We start from the raw sequence: 16,485 nt of genomic DNA on the forward strand, positions 1-16,485 counted from the left end.
TCAACAACGAATACATAATTTTTACATATACATTCAGATTACTATCTTAAAGCATGAAAAAATTTGTACTACAGAAAGAAGAGCCCAGAAAAAGGCCGGAAGATTACTCTATTCCTTATGCTGATCTGTTGAATAAGCAGCAGTTGGATGCTGTATTTCATGAAAAAGGGCCTGCTTTAGTGGTTGCCGGGGCTGGAACAGGTAAAACAAGAACCTTGGTTCATAGGGTAGCCAGGCTGGTAGAAAGTGGAGTAAAGCCTTCCAATATTCTATTGCTCACCTTTACACGACGGGCTGCAAAAGAGATGCTGAACAGAGCCAGCTATATCCTTGACGAGCGTTGCAGGCAGGTACAAGGAGGGACCTTTCATTTTTACTGTAGCTTACTCCTTCATCGTCATGCTGACGTAATCGGATACCCATCCAATTTCACTATCATAGATACAGCTGATGCATTAGAAGTCATTCAGTTTGTGAGAACAGAGCTTAAACTTCACAAAAAGAAGAAAAGATTTCCTAACAAAAATACTCTTCTGAATATTATCAGCACATGCATAAACAAACACCTTGATTTGAGAGTGGTTTTGCAAGAGCAGTACCCGCAGTTTTTAGAGCAGGAAGAGAAGATCGAAAAGGTAGCATTGGCATATCAGGATTATAAGGAAAAGAACTTTGTTATGGACTTTGATGATCTTCTCATAAAAACGCGGCAACTTCTTAAGCAGCATGATGATATACGGGTTAAGGTTGCTTCCAATAATGAGTTTGTTATGGTTGATGAATTCCAGGATACCAACAAACTTCAGGCCGAACTCACTGAGCTGTTTTCGAGCGTTCATGGTAATGTGATGGCAGTAGGAGATGATGCCCAGAGTATTTATTCATTCAGAGGGGCAGACCATCAAAATATTATGGATTTTCCTGAGCGCTTTGAGGGTACTAAATTAATCAAGCTGGAAGAAAACTATCGATCAACCCCACAGATTCTTGATGTAGCGAATAACCTCTTAAAACAAGCGAATTTCAAGTTTGATAAGGAGCTCTATTCAGAAATAAAGAATGGTGAACTTCCTGCACTTGTACAATCTTCAAGTGAACACGATCAAAGCCGTTTTATAACCCAGGCGGTTCTCCAGATGAGAGAGCAGGGAATGGAGTTAAATGAGATGGCCGTATTATTCCGGAACGGGCGTGATTCTTTTGATCTTGAAGTAGAGCTAAATCGAAAGAACATTCCTTTTGTTAAATATGGAGGACAAAAATTCACTGAAGCAGCTCACATAAAGGATGTCTTGGCTCATGTCAGAGTTTTGGTGAACCCAATGGACACTATTGCCTGGAATAGAGTGCTGATGTTATTGGATGGAATAGGACCAAAGACTGCTCAGGACTTATTTGAATGGATTAGATTAGCCAAAAATCCCTACCGTTTGGATCTGTCTGATACAACAAGTCAATCTTACATTGAGCAATTAAAAGTGCTTAGTAAATTGCTCGTGGAGCTTAAAGACAACGATCATTCTGTTTCCAAAGTGGTTGAATTAATAGTGGGATACTATCGGGACTTTTGCAAAGACCGATATGATGACTACCCTAAGCGCCTTAAAGACTTAGAAGCTTTCATTAACGTTTCTGATAGCTTCGCATCTTTGCCAAAAATGCTGGAAGAACTGGCTCTGGATCCAATCACAGCAACGGCCGTAGACACCGAACAAAAAACCAAGGAAGAGCCACCTTTGATACTCAGTACCATTCATTCTGCTAAAGGATTGGAATGGAAGCATGTATTCATCATACAATGCCTGGATGGAATTATTCCATCTGCGTATTCGGTGGAAGACGAGGAGCAATTGGATGAAGAATTAAGGCTGTTATATGTAGCTACCACCCGGGCCAAAGAGATGTTGTATTTCAGCTATCCGGTTTTAGCTCAGTCAGCCTATGGTGATTATTTTACACAACCTTCCCGCTTCATTAAAGAAATGAACAACGATTTAGTAGAAGAATGGAAACTGGTTGAAGAAGAGCAACAGCAGCTGTCGGATGGGAATCAACAGCAATTGACAGATTAATTTCCGTATTTCAGGCTGAATTTATAACACAACCATCGATCTTTGTTTAAAAAGTCTATTCTATTCATCACCTTTGTTTTATCCACTCAGTTATTAGTTGGACAAGGATTTAATTCGACTAGTGGAAGAAATCATCCAGAACTGGACTGGCAGGTTGCTGAGACAGCACACTTTCTAATCATGTATCCTGACAGGATTAAAGGTATTGAGGTTGAAGCGGCAGCCATTGCTGAGAAAACCTACGATGCACTTTCAAAAAACCTGGAAGTAGAATTTGATCAAAAGATCCGCATTTACCTTTCTGATGAAGATGAAGTAAATAACGGTTTTGCTGTTCCATTTACCCGGCCATACACAAATATTTGGGTTAACCTTAATGATTATAGTGAAATCTGGACCGGACGGGAGAAATGGCTTCGTAAAGTAATAGCTCATGAGCTAGCTCATATTTTCCATTTTGAAGCGGTAAAATCTCCCTTGGGATTACTTCAATATACGTTTGCAAACCCATTGCCAAGTTTTTGGACAGAAGGGTTGGCTCAATATGAAACTGAGAAATGGGATTCCCAGCGTGGTGACCGATGGCTTCGAAAAGCTATATTTGATGATGATTTAGATTTCAGCGGAGGCCAATCGTTAGAGAATGGTCGACTTCTATACGCCTTAGGAAATTCACAATTGCGCTATTTTGCCGAGCAATATGGTGATACAACGCTCGCTAGTCTTCTCAAATTTCGAAAAAAATTATTTGGCTTGTTCAGCTATCACGATTTTGAAAAAGCCTTTGAAGAAACCATTGACGGAGGTTACAGTACTTTTTATGATGAATGGCGTAAACATGTCAACGTCTATTATAACACCGTGGCCTCTCAAATGGAACGGACCGATTCACTCTATTCAAATAAATTTTCTTTTCCAGGTCAGTTCTATTTTGATGCCGCTGTAAGCCCTGATGATAGTCTCTTGGCAGTATTGTCTTTGACTTCAATGTCGCGTCCTGTGCGCAGATTATATGTTGCCAATACAGATTCTTCCAGAGAAAGTACCTTAATTAGTGAGGGAGGGATTAACTCTGATCTAAATTGGCTGAATAAAAATACACTGATTTATTCGCGAATAGTAAGAGGGCGGAACTCATCTCTTGTGAATGATATTTTTAAGTACGATTACAAAAAAAGAAAAGAGACACAGGTTACCTATAACCGAAAAGCCAAATTTCCTGTATCCGGCCCATCAGAAAATGAAATCGGATATATTGCTAATGAAGAGGGCACTGGAAATTTATTTACGCTGAATCTTGAGACAAAAGAAGAGAAGCGGATCACCCGTTTTTCCGGAGATGTTCAGCTCCTTTGGCCGCTTTGGGTAGAAAGTGAGAACAGCTGGCTTATTCATAGATTTGGAAAAGGTGGAGATCGAAATCTCATCCTGATTAACCCTGATACAGGTTCAGAAAGAATCCTGGATTCAGGAAATATAGATAACCGGAAAGCAACTCTGAGTCCCGATGGCAGCAAAATAGCTTATGTTTCTTTGAGAGACGAGGTACCAAACGTTTTTATTTATGATTTTAGATCCGGTGTAGAATCCCGGTTCACTAACTTGTTTACCGGAAGCGAGGTTTTTGGGTGGATATCAGATTTTGATTCTACAGGTGAGGAGCACTTGATAATTGGTGCGTCTGAGACAAGAATAGAGGATCATATTTATTTTGTTTCTGCATCCCGTAAGGTTTATCAACCTGAACTAACTATTCCTGAGGAATATGGAAGCTGGAGGTATTCCACACCGCCAGCCCAAATTCCTTCCAAAATAGAACCGGACCCAGAATTGATTAGCAACCGGTATTCCTACCATTCATTAAAAAACCTTACTCACGTTGCCAGCTTTGGCTTTCCTTATTATTCAGATTCTGAGGATTGGGGATTGTTCGCAACCACAAACTGGACCGAGCCTCTTGCTAAACATACAATATCTGGCGGGGGATGGTTTTCTATCCCTGATCCATTCATCAAATCATTTGGTGCTGTATCCTATATCAACAATCAGCTATATCCCACGCTAACTTTTTCTGTCTATAATATTCCAGGAAACGGTCAATTTTATGGAGATGAATTCTTAGTTGAGGAGTACTCAGGCGGAGATATTTCGATCTATTGGCCGTTGGATATGTTCTCGGGATCCTATCAAACAAGCAGTTGGTCTGCCAGGCTGAGACGATATTCAACAGATCCTATGGGAGAAAACCGGCTCGCTTCAATCCCAAATCTTTCGGCACCTCAAAATGCAACAATTGCTGACCTTCAGCTCAGCTGGCAAATAACGAAACAGCGTCCATGGAAAGATAACTCTTTTCATCCTTTAGATGGATCAGGACTGAAGTTAAGCTTAACAGGATCTGAAAAAATTCTTGGTTCCGATACACGAACCCTTACAAGTGATATTCATGGTTACACTATACAACCATTCTTTGGGCTGAACCGGTTTTTCCTGCAGGGAAGACTCCAATCACAATGGGGTAACAACTTGCCTCAAAATTACATTGGATTTTCGAAGTACGACAATATAAGCATCCATTTGCCTGATAATATTCCTCTGCAGTTCTTTGGTGATAATGAGCGGGTAAGAGGTTACCGTGAGTTTGTGACAGGTAAACATGTGGCTTTTGGTAGTTTGGAATATAGAATTCCATTAATACAGTCCTTGCAAACACAAATACTCGGGCTTCTCCGATTTGGGGGAGTAAGTTTAAATATCTTTACCGATGCCGGAATGGTTTGGAACGCAAAATCAACGTCTGGCGAAACAGGTACCATATATAGATGGGGAGCAGGGACAGAACTGAAGAACGAAGTATCTATTTTTGGAATAAACATATCGCATAGTGTTGGTCTGGCTCAACCAGCCCAAAAGGCATTCACAAATGCCCAGTCTGATTTATACTACCGGGTTCAGGCAGCAATACCTTTTTGAAAATTATTTTTCCTCTTCACGCATATATTTTCGCTGAAGATACATATCCACAATCAACCATATAACAGGATAGGGTGGAAATAGAACAGCTAAAATAACCTGCCAGTCTTTACCTTTTTTACGGCCTCCGTCATAGGGCAGAGAAATGCCGGCGATGCCAGCAATCCAAAAAATAAAAAAGATGAATAGAAAGAACGCGATGAAGAACGCGCCGAAGAAGCCGAGGTTGTCATAAAAGCTTTGTAGCATAGTTAATATAGTGCTGAATAATGCGTACCTTTATTGCTTGTTCAATCTAAGAATCTAAGACTTAAAATGCTCCCAGTAGTTTCCATTGTAGGACGCCCTAACGTTGGTAAATCCACATTATTTAATCGGCTAATCGGAACCCGTAAAGCAATTGTTCACGATGAGTATGGTGTAACACGTGACCGTCACTACGGTGAGTCGTTCTGGAACGGCCGTGATTTTACCGTTATTGATACCGGAGGATACCTGCCAAACGAAATGAATGTGATGGTGGTAGGTATACGTGAACAGGTTCATATTGCGCTCGAGGAATCAGATGTGATTCTTTTTGTTGTAGATGTAACCAATGGGATTAATACCCTGGACAAGTCGGTAGCTAATCTGTTACGACAACAGGATAAGCCTGTACTTCTTGTAAGCAACAAAGCCGATAATGAAGAGCGCAGAATGAATTCCACAGAATTCTATGAATTAGGTTTTGAGGATTTATTTGCGGTAAGCTCGATCAACGGAACCGGAACCGGAGATTTATTGGATCGGGTTGTGGAACTATTACCAGAAGAGACTGAGCCTGAACCGGAAAATGATACCCCGAAACTGGCTTTTATTGGCCGGCCCAATGTTGGCAAAAGCAGCCTTTTTAATGCTTTACTTGACGATGAACGTGCAATCGTAACCGACATCGCCGGAACCACCCGTGATTCTATAAACAGTAGTTTACAGTATGATGGGAAAGAGTATCTATTAGTGGATACTGCCGGCCTTAGAAAACGCACTAAAGTAAAAGAGAATATCGAATTCTATAGTACGATCAGAACCGACAGAGCCATCCGTGAATGTGATATTGCAATTCTGATTGTAGATGCTATGCAGGGCTTTGATGCTCAGGATAAACGGGTAATCCGAGAGGCTGAAAAGTTCAATAAAGGACTGGTTATAGTGCTAAATAAATGGGATTTAGTTCCTGAAAAGGACACCAACACCGTCCGCGATTTTGAGGATTATATCTATACTTCAGTACCACAACTTTATTATGTGCCTATTGTGACAATTTCTGCACTTAATAAGACAAGAATTCACCGGGTTTTGGATGTTGCAAATGAAGTAATCAATGAACGAAGAAAAGAAATCCCAACATCGGAATTCAATGACTTTTTGGACCAGATGCTAGGAGAGAAGCCGTTACCAATGAAAAGAGGACGGCAGTTAAAGATTACATATGCGACACAGGTAAAAAGCGATCCGCCGGTGTTTAAGTTTTTTATGAACAGTCCACATGATTTGCCGCCTAACTACCGTAAATACATAGAAAATAAAATAAGGGAACGTTTTGGATTTATTGGCGTTCCGATTACCATGATTTTCCGCCAAAAATAAAATAGAAAAGCTCAGAAATAACTTTGATGCTAACCCAACAAAGGTTTATTTTTGAGTGCTAATACAGACACGAAAACGATTCGAATTGAATGGCTAAGAATCTCGAAAAACCTACAGTAAACGCATTAAGCGATAATTATAAGAATGAGCGAAAGCTCAATTTTCTTGAAAAACTGTATCTGCCTGAGATATTTAAAGGAATGTGGTATTCCTTTAAACAAATGTTTCAGCCTACATTTACCCTTAATTATCCGGAAGAAAAATGGGATCCGCCCGCAATTTTCCGCGGCCGACCCGTTTTAGTTGAAGACCATAACAAGGAACGTTGTGTTGCATGTGGATTGTGTGCACGAGCTTGTCCGCCGCTTGCCATCAGTATGCAGGCAAAAGAAACAGAGGATGAGAAGGAGAGATACCCGGATTTCTTCGAGATCAATATGCTTCGATGCATTTATTGTGGTTATTGTGAGGAGGTTTGTCCTGAAGAAGCCATTGTTATGAGTAAAGACTATGATATAGTATTCGAATCACGAGAAGACGCTATTTATGATAAAGAGCGTTTATTGGTGCCGAAAGAGGATGTAGCTGATCGTCTTGAGTACCTCAAAAAGTATAGAAACCGTCAGTTTGGTTCATTCTGGGATTTCCAGGAAGAGAATAACATTCACTCCGTAAGAGACAGGGATAAAGACTGGAATACGGGATTGTCTTTGGTTGACATGATTGAGCAGCAAGAAAAAAATGATTCAACCCCGGCTTCTTCCAGCTGGAACACCTAATTACTCTTATAAGATGGATATAAAGCAAAGCCAAATTGATTCTCTTATCGATGATGTAGCTTACCTTGAACATGAGGCTGAAGCACTTAAATACGTAATAGATTCCGTCCCTTATGATGAAACCCCTCCAGGGGGAAGGTCCATAGCAGAAATTCTTCTGTTTTTGGATCACGCCCAGCAGAATTACTACAGAGAAGTGATAGAAGATGCCTTCAAAAGTGTTCGCCCAATAAACCTTAATGCGTACGCCGATCCTGAAGAGACTTTTGAGGTGGACGATGATCTTACAAAAGACATTCAAAAGTTACTTTATAAAATCTCAAAACATCGGGTCGCTATCTTAAATCTTATTAAGAACATTAACCTAATTGATTGGGAGAGAGAGATTAACAAGGGTAGACAAAGTATTTCTCTATATGAATTCGCCAATCAAATGGTTCGTAAAGAGCGAGCCACATTGAAAGAAATTGCTGATCTCGTTCTAACTTATCAAAACAGCAAACAAGTGCAGCGGGAGCTGGAAAGCAGAAATCCTGAAAGCTGATGGAACCAGCTAAATGGATTGATTTAGTTGTATCATCTTCATTTGGAGTAGTATGTGTTCTCTTACTGAAGCGTTTTATACAGCGCAGAACATTATTAGAACTTTATTTTAGTCTCTCTGCTTTATTCATCTCTATTCCATATTTGCTTGATCTTTTCCAGGTTGATGTGGTAATAAACCTTTTCCAGTGGGGAAAACTAATCTCTGTTACCATCTATATAAGCGGATTATTAGTACTTATAAGGGAGTCTAAACCGATATTTGCACGATTTCCGGTATATCTGACTGCGTTACCGTTTGTGAGTTTCTTCTTTTTTCCGCTGATTATCGATTCAATAGTTATCAAAGATCTGATTAACGCTATATACCAGGGCGGAGCTCTGGCAGTAACCGTTTTAGTATTTACCTTAAATCAGGCTAGAAAGCGTAGAAGAAGATATTATATTATCGGTTTATCCAGCATAGGAATATCATATTTGGGGTATTGGCTGATATTCAATCGAACAGCTCCGGAGTTAATATGGATATCTGAAATTTTACTAACTGTGGGAATTCTTTTTATGACATATAGATTTATCAAGAGCGAAGAATTCAACAACTAAAAATACATAAATGGAAAAAGCCTCAAATTTCACCCTCAAAGACACCAATAACGAAGACGTTACACTTGAGGACTACAAAGGCGAAAAAAATGTGGTTCTGCTTTTTTTCCCATTAGCATTTAGCGGTGTTTGTACAAAAGAACTTTGCTCCACAAGAGATAATCTTAAAATCTATAATTCCTTAGATGCAGAAGTATTAGCTATTAGCATTGATAGCTTTTTTACTCTAAGAGCTTTCAAGGAAGCCAATAACTTAAACTTTAAGCTTCTTAGCGACTTCAACAAGGAAGTAAGCGCACTGTATAATTCTCTATACGAAGATTACTTTGGAATGAAAGGCGTATCGAAACGCTCAGTATTTGTAATTAATAAAAAGGGAATAGTAGTTCATCAAGAAATTCTTGAGGACTCAGGCAAGATACCAAACCTTTCCAAAGTTCAGGAAGTCCTGGCAAGTCTGGACTAAAGCTAAAAGCATTAGATACTAACTTACTCAGTTTATATAGAACCAATATTAGTATAGGGAGGAGAGATTGTATTAACTTAAATACATATTACTTTACATAATATAAATTATAGGAAAGTTATGCTATTATAATTTTACCAAACTTAAATAACTTCTTACCTTGAAATTATATGATGGTTGGTTAATAGAAATAAAGTATCTTTGCTCAGTATGAAAATAATTATTGTAGAAGACGACAAAGTCCTTTCCTTGTTACTCTCAAAAATGATAGAACGACTGGACTATGAGGTCATGGAAATTATTACCAAAGGTCAGGAAGCCATTGAAAGAATTGATGCTCTGAATCCAGACCTTGTTTTGATGGACATCATGCTCGAAGATGACGTTGATGGAATCGATGCTATGATTGCCCTTCGTGAAAAGTCAAATAACGTTCCGGTTATCTATATCACGGGTAACTCTGACCCTATGAATCGTGACCGGGCAAAGGCAACAGATTTTGTGGACTATCTCATCAAACCTGTTAGTTTCGATGAGCTTAAAAGTACAATTAACCGACTTGCAGAAAAAGAGTCCTGAACATTTTAGCCCAGAACTCTTTCCTATTCCTATTTACAATTCTATGATTATCCGGTAATTGCGTTAGCTTTCAGTTTGTTGCAATTTGAATGTTACTGGCATACTGTATCGAACAACCACTGGTTTTCCTCTTTGCCTTCCTGGAATAAATTTAACTTTTTGAACTGCTTTGAGAGCTTCTTCGTCACAACCACCTCCAATTCCGCGAACTACAATAGGATCTTGAACATTACCTTCCTTGTCAATTAGAAATTGAACGACTACGCGACCTTCAATTCCAGCTTTTAAAGCCATTTCAGGATAAGTAATATGTTTTTGCACAGAAGCTAGACCACCAATAAGTTCAGGCATTTGCTCAACCACTACGAAGATTTCCTCTTCTTCTTCCTCTTCAATCATTCTGGGTGGTGGCGGCGGTAATTCCATCATAGCCGCATCCAAATCAAGTTCAGCATCCAAATCGATGATTTCATTGTCAATAATTTCATCATTTGGCACTTCAACAGGTACAACCGGACGCGGTGGCGGTGGTGCTTTAAGTTCTTGTTTAGTTTGCACGATCTCTTCTACAAATACTTCTTCCTGCTTATCTATAACAATTTGCTCTCCCTTATCGGAAGGTCTGATGTTAAGTTTTGAAGCGGAAATAAATATCAGTAAGGATAGTACAAAACCTATTTCCAGACGGACTAAATATCCTTGTTTCAGATCATTCTTGCGATCGATTATTTTTACCGGACCTCTCATAATTTCCTCCTTTAAATTTAGAAGTTAATTAAGAGTACTCCGAAATCGTGAAGATTTAATGAAGCGCTTTTCTGAATTTTTTTAAGCTATTATGACAGGTAATTCCCCCTTGTAAACCTCAAAGAAAAAATCAGCTGATTCTGATACCTGTTCGCCGTCTGCGTGAGATTTTAACTTTTTGTAGGTCTTAATTTTTGCAGCTGATGTCATAGAAAATTCAATAATAACATTCTTCTTAAAAGAAAAACCAAACGATAGCTTTAAGAACTCGATAATCAGACGAAGCCTGGAGACAGCTCTCACTAGTATGAGTTCAACTTTTCCATCATGATTAACAGATGAAGGAGAAATTATATACCTCCCTCCTTCAGATTTCCCATTGGCTACTGCCACCATCCAAACTGACAGTTCAACTTCTATATTTTGATCCGGAATTGAAATTTTGGTTCTAACGGGCTTGGATGTCAACAAAGCGGTCAATCCACCCAAAAAATAGCGCATAAAACCACTCTTGAATCGTGATTTTGAAGCATAGTAATTTGTGAGGCCATCTACACCGATTCCAAAAGTATTCAAAAAAAATCCCCAATTACTTTTAACCAGGTCTGTTCGAACAACTTTTCCCTTAAGAAGTGTATTCACATTCTTCTCAAAATCTTTTCCCAAGCCTATACTCTGAGCAAAATCATTTCCACTGCCAAGAGGAATAACACCAAGTATGCATTCACTACCAACTAATCCATTGGCCACCCGGTTGACAGTTCCATCTCCGCCACACGCAATAATATGCGAGTACTCTTGTGCCTTTTCTTTTACTATATCAACAATGGAATCGCCTTCACTGATATAAATGAATTCTGTATTCAAAAATTTACCAGTGAGAAACTTCTCTTTACTTCTGAAGAAGGCCTCAGCCCGGTTAGCATTGGATGCGCAATTGATAATAAAACAATATGAATGCTGATTGCTCAATCGAAATGCTTAACGTTAAGAGAAAACTTTCCCTTTTTATCGGAATGGAGTTTTATTTTATCAATAATGGCATCAATTGAGACCGCTCCCTGAATAGCGATAAATTTGAATCCATCTTCAGTGATATGCTTTATGGGAGATTGAATTCGAAGCGGATCAAGCACGATCAGCATCACTTTTTCTTCTCCTTTGAAGTAATGATTAAGGATATCTTCTGCCCGCTCGCCAGTAAAAGAACGAACATAACCAGCCTCCTCAACAGAATCAGGACTAAAACTTCCATTATCAGATACACTTTTCCAGTCAGCCGGTTTAATCGCGGTAAATAATAAGTCTATTTCCAAGGTAATATTTTTTTATTTGTTATATGCGAAATGAATAAGAGCATCGCCCTTATTTACTACAGGACAGTTATTTAGACCAATTACCATTCCATCCTGAGGAGCAACCACACGGGAATTAAGTTCTCCATAAGGATCCTTAATTGACCCAAGTACCTGACGTCTATTGAATATCTCGCCAAGTTCAGCTTTTGTGATGAAAAGTCCTGCATTTTTAGTTCTGATCCACGTGGAGTTATTAAAAACTTTGGTCTCATTAGGATCAGGAGCACTTTTAATCATGCCTAGATGTTTCATAAGTCTTTGGGTGCCGTCTATGCCTTCTTCAATTCCGGTTTCGTCGTACCGAAGTGATTCTCCGGTTTCGTACACCAGGATTTCTTTTCCCTTTTTATGGGCTGCACTTCGAAAAGACTTGGATATCAGCGAAGAATGCATCATCACCGGAGCACCCATAGCCTTTGCCAGCTCTTTCGCCTTTTTGATTTTAAATGAGCATCGTATTTGTGGATAGTTTGCTCTTGCCGAACCTCCTGTATGGAAATCAATTCCGCAATCAACTTCCGGAATGATCTCTTTCATTAATGTATGTGCCAGTAACTTGGCCAGTGATCCGCCTTTAGCACCAGGAAAGCTTCGGTTAATATCTTTTCCATCCGGTAACCCTCTGGAATTCTGTATGAAACCATAAATGTTTACAATAGGAATGGCGATAACAGTTCCTTTTTCGGGAATAACGATATCACGTTCAATCATCCGGCGTACTATTTCAACACCATTAACTTCATCCCCATGAAGCCCACCTGTAAGCAATAATACGGGGCCATCTTTGGGCGCCCGATAAACCAGTACAGGTAAGTCAATACTCGTGTAAGTGGGCAGCCTGGCTATATTCAGGTTGACAATTCTTTGTTCCCCAAGCCCGATTTTTTGCTTATTAATCGTTATAAAATCAGGCATGTTTTTTCGCTTTTTTCTTGCGTGCAGGATTTTGCTTCCGTTCTTCCACAGCTTTTTCTATATAACCGATGATAGCGGAAGCAATATCTTTCTTTGTTGTCTTTTCAATGCCCTCAAGCCCTGGAGAAGAATTTACTTCTAAAATTAATGGCCCGCGGTCAGATTGCAACATATCAACTCCTGCAATTTGAAGATCCATAGCTCTGGCAGCCGTCAGGGCCGCTTCCTTTTCACTCTTAGAAAGCTTGATAAGTGTACCGCTACCACCCTGGTGCAGGTTTGAACGGAACTCCCCTTCTTTTCCCTGCCGTTTCATTGCGCCAATTACTTTTCCATCCACAACAAAAGCCCTGATATCTGCTCCTTTAGACTCTGAAACAAACTCTTGAACAATTACCCGGGCTTTCATTGCATGAAAAGCTTCGATAATAGATTCCGCAGCTTTCTTTGTAGGCCCCAGAACCACACCATGTCCCTGTGTACCTTCCAGTAACTTAACAATAAGCGGAGCGCCCCCAACCGATTCAATTAACTTCTTCACCTCTTTAGAGTAGTTGGTAAATACTGTTTTTGGTAATCCAACTCCGGAACTGGCCAACAACTGAAGGCTTCTCAGTTTATCCCTGGAACGCACCAGAGCTTGAGAATGGACCGCGCTAAATACCTCCATCATTTCAAACTGCCGAACAACAGCAGCTCCATAAAAAGTCACTGATGCACCTATTCGGGGAATGATTGCATCCAGATAATCAATCCGGTTACTCTTATAGTATATTTTGGGATTATCCTGCTCAATAACAATATCACATTTGAGGTGATCAATAACTTCAACATCATGTCCCTTTTCTTCAGCTGCTTCAACCAACCGAGAAGTAGAATAAAGTGATTTGTTTCTGGAAAGAATTCCTAATTTCATTATTTAAGACTCCTTGGTCTTTATATTCTTTGAAAGATTTTTGTTTGTCACATCAACAATAAAAGGACCTTTTCTAAGAAATTTTCTCCCTATCAATAAGGGATATTTCATAGCAGAACGATCTGTAAGAGAGAATTCGATGGTATAAAGAGAGTTAAAAAACTCAATTTTGGTTTGAATAAAGAAGCGCAGTTCAGTTTCTCCGTTCGAGCTCTTTACTTCACGCTGATCATGAAGAGGCATTTCAAGCATTTGCTCATTATAAGCATCGTGATCAGGATCGAGCATATAAAATCTAATCCAGGACTTACCGTCTTTTGTAAATGGCTCTATATGATGGCAATGAAGACTTGAAGTGAAAGCACCGGTGTCAATCTTTGCTTCCAAATCGGTAAAATTCCACTCTGGTAAATTTACCAGTTCAATACGACCAATAATTTTTTGGTTTGATGTGTTCATAGGATTCCCAAAAATACAGGTTTTATACTGCTTATCACATTTCCTTCTTAAAATTGTTTAGCTCTTCTTTTGATTTCCTATCTTAGGTGAAAAGTCAAAAGAAAATCATTGGTATGCATTACTTAAAAGTTGGTATCCTTTTATCTGCCATCACATTTGTTTCCTGTAGCTCTACTCAGAATATTAATATTCAAAATGATGCTACACTACAGTCCACTCTCTGGGTTCAAAACTCAGCCGAATATGATGCCCTCGCCTTACAAACATATGCCACGGCGGTAAGAACACTCCCCCTTCCATTGGAAGATTCATTCTGGACAGCGTCTCTGAATCAGGAACAGGATGATAATTTCATGTCCCTGCCTCCTGCTATTATTCTGGATGTGGATGAGACTGTTCTAGATAATTCTCCCTTCCAGGCCCGTATGATTAAACAAGGGAAAGATTTTAATATAGAGGATTGGAATGCTTGGTGTAAGCAAGCAAAAGCAAGTGCGATTCCGGGAGCTGTTGAGTTTACAAACTTTGCTGCAGAGCGTGGTGTCACTATTTTTTATATCACTAACCGCGGATATGAAGTCGAAGAAGCTACACGTAAAAACCTGATTGAAGAAGGATTTCCTGTTTCAAATTCCATAGATAACATCATGACAAATGGTGAAGAACCAGGCTGGAATTCCTCTAAAACTGAACGAAGAAAACAGGTTGAGGAAAATTATCGAGTGGTTATGATTATTGGGGATGATTTAAATGATTTTCTTCCGGCTAAAGACATCAGCCAAAAAAAACGAGCTGATTTAACTGAAAAATACAGTGAGTACTTTGGCCGCCGATGGTTCATCCTTCCTAACCCTGTTTATGGATCGTGGGAACAAGCTATTTTTGACTTTGAAGAAGGCTTGAGTGAATCAGAAAGAAATACTATTCTCAGAAAAAAATTGGACTCCAAAAACTGATATTGATGCAGCCGTTTCCTACCCTATTTGTTGACCTGGATATTGTCAGGTCTAATATCTCGCAAATGTCTTCCAAGGCAAAAAAAGCAGGAGTTGAATTACGCCCTCATTTTAAAACTCACCAATCTAAAGCTATTGGAGAAATTTTCCGGGAGTTTGATGTTACCGGCATCACAGTTTCATCCATAAAAATGGCAGAATACTTCCTAAGTGATGATTGGGATGATATAACTATTGCATTCCCTGCCAATGTGTTAGCTCATGAATATTATAATAGAATTGCAAAGAGAATATCTTTAAAAACACTTGTTCTTTCAGAAGAAGTAGTTAAGAAGCTGGATGAAAAACTGGATGCAGAACTAGGACTTTATATCGAAATTGACCCTGATTATGGAAGAAGCGGGATTCCTGTCTCTGATATAACCCGAATCCGTTCTTTAGTGAATGTCATTGAAGAATCTGAACATTGCTACCCTGCTGGATTTTATTGCCATGCAGGACATACCTACAAATCGAGATCCAGAGAGGAAATAGAGAAAAAAGGAAGACAAGTCCTGCAGAAATTGGAAGCACTTAAATCTCACTTTCCAAAATTACCCATTTGCTATGGCGACACGCCTTCCTGTAGTACATTGGAAGAGTTTGGCCCTGCTGAGCAGATAAGTCCCGGCAATTTTGTGTTCTATGACTGGATGCAGGTTCAAATTGGCTCTTGTTCTCCTAATGAAATCGCAGTGTATATGGAATGCCCGGTTATAGAAAAGTTTGCAGACCGGAACCAAGTACTAATTCATGGAGGAGCCGTCCATTTTTCTAAAGATTCCGTTCATATAGATGATTACCAGAGCTTTGGTGAACCTATGCTGAAATATCTTTCGGAAGAGACATACGTGAAGAGCCTTTCACAGGAACACGGGATTATTCAATGCAGTGCTGATGTGTTTGACAAACTGAACATAGGGGAAACCATTCAGATATTTCCTATTCACTCCTGCCTTACGGCTGATTTAATGCGTGAATATCATACCAAAGAAGGTCAGGTTCTGGACCATATGAATGGTATAAACTGAATTAATCCACGTTGAGATATTTTTTAATGACCAGGTACTTAAGTTCTGTGTCTCCAACGTTACGAATACCGTGCATGCTGTTGGGTGGGCAGTAAAAACTGGCATAGGGTTTCACAACGGTTGTTTCCCCATTGAGGTAAAACTCAGCAGTTCCTTCCAAAACAAAAAAGAATTCATCTTCCTCGTGTGAATGAGGCTCATGGGTTGCTTTATGAGGTTCCACCACACTCATTTTAAGTGTACGGCCATCCAGGAATTTTTTATCTACAAACCAGAACTGATATCCAACCCCGGTAGAATCTATTTCTTCCAGATTGAATTCAGACACCGCATTTTCTATGGTGAATGATTGTTGATTTTCCTGAGCCAGCAAGGGAAAATTTAGCAGTATTAATAAAAGCGTTAGTGTGATTTTCATCTATG

18 protein-coding genes are annotated in these 16,485 nt (G+C 39.4%); 10 read left to right on the forward strand and 8 right to left on the reverse strand.

Going from position 1 to position 16,485, the window contains the following annotated elements; translation table 11 throughout:
- Window positions 1-53 precede the first annotated feature (53 nt).
- Window positions 54-2,072 (forward strand): ATP-dependent helicase, encoded by a 2,019-nt coding sequence (locus RIB15_RS12720; RefSeq protein ID WP_350202542.1) that lies wholly within the window; start codon window positions 54-56, stop codon window positions 2,070-2,072.
- A 42-nt stretch (window positions 2,073-2,114) separates the two neighbouring features.
- Window positions 2,115-5,045 carry a BamA/TamA family outer membrane protein gene (locus RIB15_RS12725; protein WP_350202543.1) on the forward strand — a complete coding sequence of 977 codons (2,931 nt, stop codon included), beginning with the start codon at window positions 2,115-2,117 and terminating at the stop codon, window positions 5,043-5,045.
- Between the two features lie 3 nt (window positions 5,046-5,048).
- On the opposite strand, the gene RIB15_RS12730 is transcribed toward RIB15_RS12725, so the two are convergent.
- The gene (locus tag RIB15_RS12730; protein WP_350202544.1) at window positions 5,049-5,294 is read right to left on the reverse strand and encodes a hypothetical protein; all 246 of its coding nucleotides are present in this window, start codon (window positions 5,292-5,294) and stop codon (window positions 5,049-5,051) included.
- 66 nt (window positions 5,295-5,360) lie between these two features.
- Between RIB15_RS12730 and der the strand changes: the two genes are divergently transcribed.
- The 6 genes from der to RIB15_RS12760 all read left to right on the forward strand — a co-directional run bounded on the left by der (window position 5,361) and on the right by RIB15_RS12760 (window position 9,641).
- A complete protein-coding gene (gene der, locus RIB15_RS12735; protein ID WP_350202545.1) occupies window positions 5,361-6,671 on the forward strand; it encodes a ribosome biogenesis GTPase Der in 1,311 nt (436 codons plus the stop codon).
- An 89-nt stretch (window positions 6,672-6,760) separates the two neighbouring features.
- Window positions 6,761-7,450, forward strand: coding sequence for a NuoI/complex I 23 kDa subunit family protein (locus RIB15_RS12740; RefSeq protein ID WP_350202546.1), 690 nt, complete (start codon window positions 6,761-6,763; stop codon window positions 7,448-7,450).
- A gap of 13 nt (window positions 7,451-7,463) precedes the next feature.
- Window positions 7,464-7,994, forward strand: a complete 531-nt coding sequence (locus RIB15_RS12745; protein ID WP_350202547.1) for a hypothetical protein — start codon at window positions 7,464-7,466, stop codon at window positions 7,992-7,994.
- On the forward strand, window positions 7,994-8,596 hold the full coding sequence (locus RIB15_RS12750; RefSeq protein ID WP_350202548.1) for a hypothetical protein: 603 nt from the start codon (window positions 7,994-7,996) through the stop codon (window positions 8,594-8,596). Before RIB15_RS12745 ends, RIB15_RS12750 begins: the two co-directional genes overlap by 1 nt.
- Window positions 8,597-8,606: 10 nt before the next feature.
- Window positions 8,607-9,062, forward strand: a complete 456-nt coding sequence (locus RIB15_RS12755) for a redoxin domain-containing protein (protein WP_350202549.1) — start codon at window positions 8,607-8,609, stop codon at window positions 9,060-9,062.
- Window positions 9,063-9,272: 210 nt separating this feature from the next.
- Window positions 9,273-9,641, forward strand: a complete 369-nt coding sequence (locus tag RIB15_RS12760) for a response regulator (RefSeq protein WP_350202550.1) — start codon at window positions 9,273-9,275, stop codon at window positions 9,639-9,641.
- A 63-nt stretch (window positions 9,642-9,704) separates the two neighbouring features.
- Here the strand turns inward: RIB15_RS12760 and RIB15_RS12765 are convergent, their stop codons facing one another.
- From RIB15_RS12765 to RIB15_RS12790, 6 genes are all read right to left on the reverse strand, one after another.
- Window positions 9,705-10,388, reverse strand: a complete 684-nt coding sequence (locus tag RIB15_RS12765; RefSeq protein ID WP_350202551.1) for an energy transducer TonB — start codon at window positions 10,386-10,388, stop codon at window positions 9,705-9,707.
- 81 nt (window positions 10,389-10,469) lie between these two features.
- Entirely contained in the window at window positions 10,470-11,360 is an 891-nt protein-coding gene (locus RIB15_RS12770; RefSeq protein ID WP_350202552.1) for a diacylglycerol/lipid kinase family protein, read from the reverse strand.
- Window positions 11,357-11,704, reverse strand: a complete 348-nt coding sequence (locus RIB15_RS12775) for a DUF952 domain-containing protein (RefSeq protein WP_350202553.1) — start codon at window positions 11,702-11,704, stop codon at window positions 11,357-11,359. The genes RIB15_RS12770 and RIB15_RS12775 overlap by 4 nt, the downstream gene beginning before the upstream one ends.
- Window positions 11,705-11,716: 12 nt before the next feature.
- Window positions 11,717-12,661: a succinylglutamate desuccinylase/aspartoacylase family protein gene (locus RIB15_RS12780; protein ID WP_350202554.1), complete on the reverse strand. Its 945-nt coding sequence runs from the start codon at window positions 12,659-12,661 to the stop codon at window positions 11,717-11,719.
- A complete protein-coding gene (gene rimK / locus RIB15_RS12785; RefSeq protein ID WP_350202555.1) occupies window positions 12,654-13,577 on the reverse strand; it encodes a 30S ribosomal protein S6--L-glutamate ligase in 924 nt (307 codons plus the stop codon). The genes RIB15_RS12780 and rimK overlap by 8 nt, the downstream gene beginning before the upstream one ends.
- A gap of 3 nt (window positions 13,578-13,580) precedes the next feature.
- A complete protein-coding gene (locus RIB15_RS12790) occupies window positions 13,581-14,036 on the reverse strand; it encodes an ATP-dependent zinc protease family protein (protein ID WP_350202556.1) in 456 nt (151 codons plus the stop codon).
- Window positions 14,037-14,149: 113 nt separating this feature from the next.
- Here RIB15_RS12790 and RIB15_RS12795 point away from each other — a divergent pair, with 113 nt between their 5' ends.
- Window positions 14,150-14,992, forward strand: a complete 843-nt coding sequence (locus RIB15_RS12795; RefSeq protein ID WP_350202557.1) for a 5'-nucleotidase, lipoprotein e(P4) family — start codon at window positions 14,150-14,152, stop codon at window positions 14,990-14,992.
- 5 nt (window positions 14,993-14,997) lie between these two features.
- Window positions 14,998-16,062, forward strand: a complete 1,065-nt coding sequence (locus RIB15_RS12800) for an alanine racemase (protein ID WP_350202558.1) — start codon at window positions 14,998-15,000, stop codon at window positions 16,060-16,062.
- Between the two features lies 1 nt (window position 16,063).
- On the opposite strand, the gene RIB15_RS12805 is transcribed toward RIB15_RS12800, so the two are convergent.
- Window positions 16,064-16,480, reverse strand: coding sequence for a cupin domain-containing protein (locus RIB15_RS12805; protein WP_350202559.1), 417 nt, complete (start codon window positions 16,478-16,480; stop codon window positions 16,064-16,066).
- Window positions 16,481-16,485: the final 5 nt, after the last annotated feature.

The organism is Gracilimonas sp., assembly GCF_040218225.1.
Taxonomy (GTDB): domain Bacteria; phylum Bacteroidota; class Rhodothermia; order Balneolales; family Balneolaceae; genus Gracilimonas.

Bases quoted from the DNA above. Each gene is read 5' to 3' on its own strand.
- RIB15_RS12720 (WP_350202542.1), top strand. From the start codon at position 54: ATGAAAAAATTTGTACTACAGAAAGAAGAGCCCAGAAAAAGGCCGGAA.
- RIB15_RS12730 (WP_350202544.1), bottom strand. From the start codon at position 5,294: ATGCTACAAAGCTTTTATGACAACCTCGGCTTCTTCGGCGCGTTCTTC.
- der (WP_350202545.1), top strand. From the start codon at position 5,361: ATGCTCCCAGTAGTTTCCATTGTAGGACGCCCTAACGTTGGTAAATCC.
- RIB15_RS12740 (WP_350202546.1), top strand. From the start codon at position 6,761: ATGGCTAAGAATCTCGAAAAACCTACAGTAAACGCATTAAGCGATAAT.
- RIB15_RS12745 (WP_350202547.1), top strand. From the start codon at position 7,464: ATGGATATAAAGCAAAGCCAAATTGATTCTCTTATCGATGATGTAGCT.
- RIB15_RS12750 (WP_350202548.1), top strand. From the start codon at position 7,994: ATGGAACCAGCTAAATGGATTGATTTAGTTGTATCATCTTCATTTGGA.
- RIB15_RS12755 (WP_350202549.1), top strand. From the start codon at position 8,607: ATGGAAAAAGCCTCAAATTTCACCCTCAAAGACACCAATAACGAAGAC.
- RIB15_RS12760 (WP_350202550.1), top strand. From the start codon at position 9,273: ATGAAAATAATTATTGTAGAAGACGACAAAGTCCTTTCCTTGTTACTC.
- RIB15_RS12765 (WP_350202551.1), bottom strand. From the start codon at position 10,388: ATGAGAGGTCCGGTAAAAATAATCGATCGCAAGAATGATCTGAAACAA.
- RIB15_RS12780 (WP_350202554.1), bottom strand. From the start codon at position 12,661: ATGCCTGATTTTATAACGATTAATAAGCAAAAAATCGGGCTTGGGGAA.
- rimK (WP_350202555.1), bottom strand. From the start codon at position 13,577: ATGAAATTAGGAATTCTTTCCAGAAACAAATCACTTTATTCTACTTCT.
- RIB15_RS12790 (WP_350202556.1), bottom strand. From the start codon at position 14,036: ATGAACACATCAAACCAAAAAATTATTGGTCGTATTGAACTGGTAAAT.
- RIB15_RS12795 (WP_350202557.1), top strand. From the start codon at position 14,150: ATGCATTACTTAAAAGTTGGTATCCTTTTATCTGCCATCACATTTGTT.
- RIB15_RS12800 (WP_350202558.1), top strand. From the start codon at position 14,998: ATGCAGCCGTTTCCTACCCTATTTGTTGACCTGGATATTGTCAGGTCT.
- RIB15_RS12805 (WP_350202559.1), bottom strand. From the start codon at position 16,480: ATGAAAATCACACTAACGCTTTTATTAATACTGCTAAATTTTCCCTTG.